The 10,535-nt window shown below is 53.1% G+C and carries 5 protein-coding genes; 3 read left to right on the top strand and 2 right to left on the bottom strand.

From position 1 onward, the window contains the following. Window positions 1-131: 131 nt before the first annotated feature. From C5Y96_RS03505 to C5Y96_RS03495, 3 genes are all read left to right on the top strand, one after another. Entirely contained in the window at window positions 132-623 is a 492-nt protein-coding gene (locus C5Y96_RS03505; RefSeq protein ID WP_105350151.1) for an Hcp family type VI secretion system effector, read from the top strand. Window positions 624-771: 148 nt separating this feature from the next. Beyond that, window positions 772-3,114 (top strand): type VI secretion system Vgr family protein, encoded by a 2,343-nt coding sequence (locus C5Y96_RS03500; protein ID WP_105350150.1) that lies wholly within the window; start codon window positions 772-774, stop codon window positions 3,112-3,114. A 52-nt stretch (window positions 3,115-3,166) separates the two neighbouring features. Beyond that, complete coding sequence (locus C5Y96_RS03495) at window positions 3,167-3,430, top strand: PAAR domain-containing protein (protein ID WP_233198753.1); 264 nt, start codon at window positions 3,167-3,169, stop codon at window positions 3,428-3,430. Between the two features lie 67 nt (window positions 3,431-3,497). On the opposite strand, the gene C5Y96_RS03490 is transcribed toward C5Y96_RS03495, so the two are convergent. Next, window positions 3,498-4,712, bottom strand: a complete 1,215-nt coding sequence (locus C5Y96_RS03490) for an FHA domain-containing protein (RefSeq protein WP_233198810.1) — start codon at window positions 4,710-4,712, stop codon at window positions 3,498-3,500. 213 nt (window positions 4,713-4,925) lie between these two features. After that, window positions 4,926-10,358, bottom strand: coding sequence for a WD40 repeat domain-containing serine/threonine-protein kinase (locus C5Y96_RS03485; RefSeq protein ID WP_105350147.1), 5,433 nt, complete (start codon window positions 10,356-10,358; stop codon window positions 4,926-4,928). Window positions 10,359-10,535: the final 177 nt, after the last annotated feature.

The raw sequence follows: 10,535 nt of genomic DNA, 5'->3' as shown, positions 1-10,535 counted from the left end.
ACCTAGATACATTCAGGGGAAGCGAGGCCAACCTGAGTTTAAAACACAGGGGTTTCGCATTGGACAAATGAGCCAAAGCCGATTCCATCGTTCCATCTAACACATTTCACGATTTGAGGGAGAGTTAAGTAATGGCTGGTTACATCTTTTTCGACGCCATTCCAGGGGAAAGCACCGATTCGGAACACAAGAACTGGATCAACCTGTTGTCGGTGAGCGAGGCAATTTCTCGCATGGTGCAGCGTGGCAAGTCGGGTTCGTCGCGTAACGTCCAAAGTGCCGTTTTCGACGACCTGGTCTGTGTCAAAGAAATGGACAAGTCGACTCCGAAAATCATCGAGTCGGTCGCCTCTGGTAAGGTCCACCCGGTCGTCAAGCTCGACCTGACGACGTCGCTGGGCGACAAGGGAAAGCGTCTGCCGTTCTTCCAGTGGGAAATGAAAAACGTCATCGTCACCAGTTACAGCGTCAGTGCTGCGATCGACGATAGCGGTACCGTCCCAACGGAATCGTTCAGCTTGAACTTTGAAGAAATCAAGTGGACCTACAATCAGTACGGTAAGGACGGATCGAACCAAGGTAAGGTCGAAGCCACCTGGAAGGTGGAAGAAGGCACCACCTAGTTCGACTGCGGATCAGCGACGCAGGGGAATCGCAATTCGCGCTCCCCTGCGTTTTTGCATTCGCACTGGGCTAGAACGTCGAACCAATATCACATTTTCGGTTCGTTAGTTATTTCTCAGCTAAACCACCTCGGGCGTTCCACCGACCATGAATCAAGCACAAGAGCACCGCGCATTTGCCCTCGAAGACAGCCTGGGGGATGATTTCTTTCTCTTGTCGTATACGGGGAACGAGGGGATCTCGAGACTCTTCAACTACCAGCTTTCCTTGGTATCTCGTCGAGAGAACCTAGAGCACAAGCCCGAAGAAATCATCTACAAAGAAGCCAAGCTTCGCTTTTCGTACGGCGACAACGAAAAACGCTATATCAAGGGTTACATCAATCGTTTCTCGTTCGACTACCAGCCTGGCACCATGGCTCAGTTCCACGCGGAAATGGTCCCTTGGTTGTGGTTTCTGACACAAACGTCTGACTGCCGAATTTTTGAAGACATGACGATTCCAGAAATCATCGAAGTTGTCTTCGGCAGCGAACCGATCAAAAGCATTGCGAAGTACGACAAAAAGCTGCAAAAAAGCTATCCGAAGCTCGAATACTGCGTGCAATATCGAGAGACCGATTTCAATTTCGTCAGCCGACTGATGGAAGAAGCGGGGATTTTCTACTTCTTCGATAACTCTGGAGACGGCCAAAACAGCGACAAACTCATTCTGGCCGACAACGTTCAAGCCTATTTCGACACGGCTGAGAAAGACACCATTCAACGCACAAGCTCGGCCGGAACCCACGGTTACGAGTCCGAGATTCTCGATTGGGAACATCGCTACGAATTCGTGTCGGGCAAGTGGGCTCATTCCGACCATACCTTCAAGGAACCGTACGAAAACTTCGAGAAGAACTCGGAAACGAAGATCAGCAACAAGCTTGCCTCAGACTTCAAGAAGTACGAGCTATACGATCACCCTGGCGACTTTGTCGACTCGAAGTCTTCCGGAAACGCCAGTTCGCAGTCGACAGCACTCTCGGTGGTTCGAATGGGAGAAGAAGAGAACCCATTTGATCGCGTCGTAGCTACGAGCGATTGCACGACGTTTGCTCCTGGAGGAAAGTTCACGTTTAATTCCAAACGTGTCCCAGCAGACGACGGTAAGACGTTCGCCATCATCTCGATTCAACATACCGGATCGAATGCAAGCTACACTTCCGGCTCGGAATCGGGAACAGAGTACAGCAATACGTTTACCTGCATACCCGAAGACTCGCTTTACAATCCTCCGCGCACCACGCCCAAGCCCACGGTGGCCGGCATACAAACAGCGACGGTCATTGGCCCGGAAGGTGAAGAAATTCACACTGACGAATACGCGCGTATCAAGTGCCTATTCCATTGGGCAAGACCGAAAAACAAAGACCGCAAGAAGCCTGATACCGAGACTTCATGCTGGGTACGTGTAGCCCAGGCCTCTGCAGGTAAGAAGTGGGGGTTCCTCTCCATTCCACGTGTCGGCCAGGAAGTTGTCGTCGACTTCCTGGATGGCAACCCAGATCGTCCCCTTGTGGTCGGATCGGTATACAACGAGATCCAAAAGACAGCCTATACCCTTCCTGATGACAAAGCGAAGACGTATTTCAAAACCAACAGCACGCCAGGCGGCAACGGGTTCAACGAGCTCTTCTTTGACGACAAGGCAGAGAAAGAACGTATCTTCCTGCATGCCCAAAAAGACCTCGATGTGCGCGTGAAGAATGACTCACGCAACCGAACCTTTGGCAACCGTTCGCAGATCATCGGCTGGGTGGATCAAGATACGAACAAAAAGGGCGGTTCCCAGCGGGAAATGATCTACCAGGACAAAGAGATCAACGTCAAACGTCACCAGATCGAACACATCGAAGGCAATCATCAAATGATGATTGGCAACGGCGAAGAGCCGTCAGGTGGTAACCTGGCGATCGTCATCGAGAAGAGCGTTGGCATTCTTATCGGACAACAAGGCTTGGGCCTGACGAACGAAGGGGATGCCAAAACCTGGATCAAAGGTTCACAAGACATTGCCGTCGACAAGGACTGGCGGCAGAGTTCCAAATCGCTGCATATTACCTCCGACACGGACTTCAACTCGAAGGCCGGATCGAACATCAGCACCGAAGCTGGGATGGATCTCCAATCCAAGGCCGGCATGAACATGAATTACGCTGCCGGCATGGATTTGAACCTCAAGGGTGGCATGAACGTCAACATCGAGGCCGGTCTCAGTATCTCGCTGAAGGTTGGTGGTAACTTCATCAATATCAACCCAGGTGGTGTTTTCATTCAGGGCACGTTGGTCAACATCAACAGCGGCGGCTCAGCAACCTCCGCGGTCGAAGCCAGTCCTACGGCCCCTGACGCACCTGTTAAACCAGAACAGAACGTTGAAGAAGCCGCTCCGACCCAGCCAGACATGGCTCACAATGAAAAGACTGGTTTCAAGTCCTTACCCGAATAACGGCGTCTTTTAAGTGGGGTCATTTATGCCGCCAGCCGCTCGAATCAGTGACATGCACACTTGCCCGATGGTCAACCCTGGCCCGGTCCCGCACGTGGGTGGACCGGTGTGCATGGGATCGCCTAACGTCATCATTGGCTTCATGCCGGCGGCTCGCGTGGGTGACATGGCTGTCTGCGTTGGTCCGCCAGACGTCATCGCCAAAGGTTCTTCGTCGGTCATGATAGGTTTCATGCCAGCAGCCCGCCTCGGCGATAATACGGCTCACGGCGGCGTAATCACGGTAGGCTTTCCGCAAGTGATGATTGGCGGATAGCAGAGATCATTCTTAGAACGCGATCTCTGCTATGAAACCTCCTACCGATCGACTTTCCAAGTGGGACCTAGCCCACCAGTTCCGGCGGACAAGGCAACCCTAGGGTTCGCCAGGTTCGGATCTCCGAATCATTCTTAAAGATCACCCACCGGGCCCCTCGTTCGATCTCTAGCAGCACGGCCGAGATACCTTCCAGGAAACCATAGTTGGTGTACTGACCATCCGAATAGAGATGATTCAACAGTTGGGCCGGGCTCGCTAGTTCATTGGTCAGGCGGTAAGCCAGGCTCATGAACTCTAACTTGTTCAGGCGACTTGCCATGCAGATCATGGCATCCTGCCCCCACGTATGTCGCAGAATGCCATGGAATGCCACGGCATCTCGTTTGGGAATGAGCAACTGCGTGCTCGAAATCTGCACGGCCCCAGCGGCAATGGCTTCGTTATAAAAGCCGGGCTGCTGCTGTGGCTGCAAACGACCGAAATTAACCACCGCGTAAAGGAAGCGATTCTGACCGATGAAGTCCGCGACGTCGGTCGGTGGTTTTACTTCGTTACGAGGACAGAAATAAGTCATGCCCGAAGGTGCCATCCGGGTTTCATATCGCATCTGCAGCCCTCGGGACAACTCTGCCGCTGTCAACGATCGCTGCGGTAACGATTGGCTGCTAGAGACACTGCCACTGGGCGGAACAGGCAATACCTGCTTCGCTTCGTCGCTCTCGCTAGTTCCGGGAAGTTGTACCGAGCGGCGGCCGGCATAGTCACTGCCGAGGCCGGCATTGCGACGGACATCCTTAAACGATTGGCTACTCAAGCGAGGGTAGTTTTGAATGGTCTTCGAATCGTGCGTTTTGGCGGCCGCCTGGAAGAATGGATTGTTCTCCGGCGAAATCGACTCGGTACGATCGTAGTCAAACTGCGCCGGGTTCATCCCCGTTTGCGAAGATGCAGGCACAGCCCCTGGCGGCATTGGACGAATGTTGCCGATATTGGTACCCGGCAAATCGTTCACAGCGACGACCTGGAACTGAGTTTTGCCAGCGACGATCACATCACCATCATGCAGTTCCAAAGCCGTTCCGACCTTGGCACCGTTCACGAAAGTCCCATTTCGACTCTGAAGGTCTTTTAGAATCAGTGAATCGGACTCACGGGCGATCGAGAAATGGGTACCCGACAAGTGTGGGTCATCAGGAACGGTTAAGTCCGAGCGCGTAGTACGACCAATACGGATCGTTTGACCCGCATCAAGCCAGACGCGTCGACTGCCAGAGTTCATTGAGTAAATTTGAAGCGCGAAACGCAAGGGAAAACTCTCCTTGAGCGAATGAGACCGTTTGCCCGCAGATCTTCGTTTATCGCTATTCTAATTATCCAACAAGAGAGATTTCTCATACCAGAATTTTCCCACTTTTCTGGTGTGTTTTGGGAAAATTGCATGAAATTGGCAAGGATTCTCTGTTACCCATCGCACCCTGTCGATGCATGGACGCTATCGCTGCGCGGCTGGCACCTCCACGGAGGCAACGGTGTCCTTCTCTGGAGCTACGTTATCTGCCAGGTTGTCTGGCAAATCAGCGGTAAACCAAAGTATCGCGCTACGATCCAAGGACGACGTCAACAGCAAATCACTGTTGGGCGAGAAGACAATTGAAGAGATTTCTTTTCGATGTCCCTTCAAAGGCACAAATTGTTGGACGTAAATCTGTCCCTTGGTCGCTTCCCCCCCTCCCATGGCGTCACCGAACATCGGGCGATCCACAAACCAAACCGTCAGAGAGCCGTCGAAGCTACCGGTGACCAATCGCTCGCCATTGGCAGAAAACGCGGCGCTGGTCACATCGGTTGAATGCCCTTCCAGCAGGCGTATGTCCTCCTCCTTCGTTGCTGGCAAATCTGCTAGCGGAATATCAGCCCAGAGACGAACACTGGCATTGCTGCTGGTCGCTGCGAAACGATCGCCACTTTTCGATGCCACCAGGCACCGATAACGCCCCTGGTGCTCGGCAAAAGCTGCCCCGATCGGCTGCCAGGTTCCTCCATCGACGAGGCTCAACGATCCGGCCAGGCGTTCTCCGGCGTCGGCATCCTGCTTCATGCGGCTGGTGGCAATCATCAACACGGGATTGGGCTGCGAGGGGGCCCATGCCAATGCATCAATCGCTGCGTCCTTGTAAGGCAACGTTTGAACAACACTCTTTTTGGCCAAATCCAATACGACGATTTCCCCTGCCGTTCCCCCTACGGCCAACAGGTCGCCTGTTCGTGCCGCAGCTTGAATCGTTTGATATTCAGCGTCGTATTGATCGATAACGTTCCCTGTTTTCGCGTCCCAAATGCGTATCAGTCCGTCGATATGTACCGTCAAGACTTGCTGATCGTTGTTATAGAAATCGCAATAGACCACGGCTCGCGAAGGTGCCATCCGAGCAGTGCTCTTCTTCGAAGACGTATTCCAAATTTCCACATCACGATTGATGAACGAAACCATAAGCTCATCGGGGGAACCAGGAATCACCTCGAACTGAGCGACTTTCCGAGTCGCTGTTCCAGACGCGTCCATTCCCGTTCTCGAATACGAGATGATCTCGCTCTCAGGCTTGTCAACTTCCCAACGTGCGATGTCTCGCTCGCCTGGGCGGTGCAACTGAATGAAGTAGACTTCCTTGTTGTCGTTCGAGATTACCGGAAAGCCAGCAGCTCCGGTGCATTTACCGGTTTTGATTGGGTTTTCAGGTTGGTCCAACGCATAGAAATTAATTTGGGATGCTGTCTCGCCAAAACCGCCTAACTGCGAAGGTGAGAAATTCGTGAATGAAACCGCTACGTAAGCATCGTCCGGCGACAAGGCAAAGTGCAAGTATCGCAGATTGCCTACCGAGGCTGGAAACTTATGAATAACCTTTCGGGTTTTGAAATCAAATAAAGAGAGGGCGCTGCCACCATCTCCCGAACGTTGTCCCAGCAAGAGCGTATCATCCGAGCGGAACTCCATTTGCGTGACCGGCCCGGCATCCGATGTCCAAGTCTCGGTAGCCAGTTTGGTGTCGTTGGCCGATGGCATAGGAAATACACGGATTCCATTGGGACTTCGCATCGCGAAGAAGTTGCCACTCGGCGCGACGGCCACGTCAAGAATCTGTTTCGCTTCTACGAGGGTTTGAACATTGAAGATCGACTCGCCCTTTGCATTTGCGGCACGAATCATGGTCTTCTCCGTCCCTTGTCCATCCTTGACCATATCGACGAAAAGAAATCGATCGGTCTTGGGAATGACCGCCACTTGATACGAATCAGCCAGGGTCTTACGCTGCCAAACGATTTGCTGCGATTTAATATCCCAGACGGCAACACCAACATTGGCATCAGCCGTCACGATATGCTTGCCGTCACCCAATGGCAGCGAGGCCGATCCCTGCGCCACGTTCTGTTTTGTCCAATCACCGACAACAAGTTCCAGCAGTGGTTTATCGCTGCTGGTGTTGCTGTTCCAAATCCGAGCACGGCCGCCTTGATCGCCGGTAATGAACTGCTTTCCACTTTCTGAAAAGTTGGCCCACAGAAGGCTGTCGTCGAGGTCTAGCTCCAAGAGGTCCTTGTACGTTTCATAGTTCCAGAATCTCGCAGTATTATCTTCCGATACCGATACGATGGTCGGCTGGCTGGGATGCAAGGCACAGCCCAAGACGGGACCTCGGTGCCCACGCAGCGTTTTGTACTCTGACAACCCATTCGATTTTGGATCGAATCGCAAGAGTTGCACCGAGCCATCCGACAGCGCAACCGAGATCAGGTTCTTCTGCCGATTGAATACGAGTTGATTAACCTGCGAGGGGAGCGAATAGGCGATCAAGTTTACCTTGCTTGGCCCTCCCCAAAGCATGAGGCTACCATCGGCCAAGGCAATCAATACCAAGTCGTTCGTCAGATAGACACAGTGCGAACCGCGATCGTCCAATGGCAACGTGGCGATTTCATCATGAACATCCCCCGTCGACAATCGCATCGCGCGGTATTCACCTTGAAACTCTTCGGTGTGGACAAATTCCTTACCATTCGGGGAAATCGCCAAGTCGTAAACACTGTCGGCAGTAACCGGTATCTTGCCTTTGACGTCTTGTGTTTTGAGCCTGACACAGCGTCCACTTACCGCGACAAATACAGTCCCCCCATTGCCTGGCACAAACTCAATGGCACTCACGATCGGAAATGGCGAAACTCCGCTAAGCTTTTCTAGCGGAACTACGGTAGGCTTGTTTTTAAGATCCCAAGTCTGGAGATACTTTTGCGGATTATCGGTACCAATCCATAATTGCTTTCCGTCCTCCGAGAACTGAAGAGCCGTGATCCGGCAATCAGGCACATCCAAGTGCTTGGGCATGGCCCCTGGCGCGACCGCATTTTGCGTAGGATAGACATCAATGCCGACTCCGTCGGTTCCAATGGCTGTCCACTGACCGTCAGGAGAAATGGTGACGGAAGTTGCGGCTTTGCTATACGCGATGCGAGGAATATCGGAATGGCAAAGATAGGCCAGGTGTTTCCATTCCCAGCCCCGATACTCTTTCGGAACCTCTTTCAACAGGCTCAAAGCCGAGGAAATATCGTTCGATTCCACTTTGGACTGGGCAAGCCCCACCGACGCAAACATACCAGCGAACGTGGCACGGTTGCGTTCCTGCTCCACGGTTACCAGGGCCGTTTTCAGTTTGTCAGCCTGCTCTTCCAAGTCCATGTTTTGGTTCTGAATGGTTTTGGCATTCATCGCCAAGGTCTCGTTGGCACCTTTGATTTCTAAAATCGCCTTGTCGAGATCTTTGTTGGTTTTCTGCAGCTTATCTCTTTCGTCGGCCAAATCGCCGGCCAATTTTTCAGCCTTTTGGCGCTCTTGATCGGCTTCATCGCGTTTCTCGGTAGCGACCTTTTCGGCGGCGCGTGCCTTCTCAGCGGCGACTTCAGCCTGTTGATACAGACCATTAATAATGAACAAGCCGATCCCGGCTCCGATCAACGCAAACAACAGCGAACCGACCGCCACATAGCGGGCAACCTTGGCATTGCGAGCAGTCCGTTCAGCATCCGCTTTAGCCGTGACCAGGTCATGGTAGATGGGGGCTTCATCGGGGTCGGCGGGACTAACCAGCTGCAACCCCAAGTCGTAGTCCGCCTTTTTAAGAGCACACTTGGCGTACTCCTGCCGGGCTTCATGAATGCCACGATCGGCCGCGTCGTTTTCGCTCCACAGCTTCAGGGCGTCCTCGAATCCAAACATGGCTCGCGAAAAGAGTTCGTAGTTTTCCGTCTCTTTCGCAGTCTCAAGTTCCTTCTGAGCCGTATTGGTAAGTTCGATACTTTGGGCCGTCGATTGATACTTGCGAACTTCTTCCTGCAGGAGGGCAACCGAGTTAAATCGCAGCTTAGGCGAGGTCGCCATCGCCTTGAGAGCAATGTTCTTCAGGCGGCTGGTTGAATCGGAGCGGACGATGACGTTCTGCGCCGCGGCTACCAGGCACTCGGTAATCGTCGATGCCGCGTGAGGGGGAAAGCCGGTGACGATTTCATACAGCATCGCGCCCAGCAGGTAGATATCGCTACATTTACCAATTCGATCCAAGGGGCCCTTGGCCATTTCCGGCGACATGTACGCCGGCGTGCCCCCCATGGTGAATTCTTCTTTGCGATTCAAATCGACCGCCAGCCCCCAGTCCATGACAAGCACTTCACCGTACTCGCCAAGCATCACGTTTTCAGGCTTCAAGTCACGGTGAATGACGTTCTTCGAGTGGGCAAACGCGACGGCGTCGGCGACCTTCAAAAAGATCTCCAGGTTCTCCGCTTCTGATTTGTTGCGGACGACCTTGTGCCACTCGGTGCCGGTCACACATTTCATCGAATAGAAAAGCGTGCCGTCTTCGGTTTGTCCCAATTCGTGAATTGGGACAATATTCGGATGGTCGAGCACACCGGTGATGACGGCTTCACTAAGAAACTTCGCTCGATCGTCGTCACGTTGTCCGATGTCGCGTTTTAACGTTTTGACGGCGACACGGCGGCGAAGCGATTTTTGCTTGGCTGCATAGACGACCCCCATGCCCCCTTTGCCGATCTGATTGATGATCGCGTAGTCGGAACCTTCTTCCTGATCCGAGAGAATTCGGCGGCGCAGGTCGACCCCCAGCTCTTTCGCCTTGCTGACGGTCGCGGTGCGCATCGTCTGCATGGGAGAGCCTTCGCCGGAACCCCAAAATCGCTTGACGTCGCTCGGGGAAAGAGGCTTCGAGCCAAACGTGACATGCAAGTCTTCCTGACCATGCTGACTGTCGCCAATATCGATTGTCTGCTGGTTGTCATCATTCAGCTGAAACGCCATCGTCTGGGCGGTTCGATTGACGTCACCTGAGGAGGAATCCAGGTCGAGTGTTGGCATCGAATCGACACTCCCACCAGGCGGGAGATCGATGGTTTGGTTGATATGAACGTCAGAAGCGTTGTCTTGATCGAGATTGATCGTCTGATTGGGATCTTCCGCCGCGGGAGCCTTATCGGGAACAATCGTGGCAGAGGTATCTTCGCCGCTCAACTGAATGGTTTGGCCGCCGTCCTCCTCTTTATTGTCCATGAACTCTTGGCCAAGATCCGCCCCCTCAGGCAAATCTATCGTCTGATTGATGTCCATCTCGGGTTGGGAATCTTCCATTTCCAGTTGCATCGTCTGTCCACCAGACGGGTCCGGGGAAGCTTCCGTATCTTCGTGTGCATCGTCTCCCAAGCCATCGCTGTCGATATTAAGCGTGGCCATGTTTTCGGCAGCATTTTCCTGAGCTGACGCACCATCCCATTTCGCATCGCAGTAAGGGCAGAAGCCGGCCGATTGCTGAAAATCTGGTAGTTCGGCCTGACAACTTGGGCACTTGAAAGTCGACATGAAGCAAAATCCCCCAATTCGTTGCGCGCACCTTCACTCTAACCCCATGCACTGCGGATGATCGGCGACGCCTTTTCTCGATCCTAACTCAATTCTAGCTTGGGTGAATCAAGGATCTCAAAGAAAGTTCGATGATAACGCGCCGCGAGTCCATTCCCAAGGAAATGGACTCGCGAG

The sequence above is a fragment of the Blastopirellula marina genome (assembly GCF_002967715.1).
Taxonomy (GTDB): Bacteria; Planctomycetota; Planctomycetia; order Pirellulales; family Pirellulaceae; genus Bremerella; species Bremerella marina_B.
Note: the sequence above shows the minus strand (reverse complement) of the source record. Positions and strands in the feature narration are given on the sequence as shown.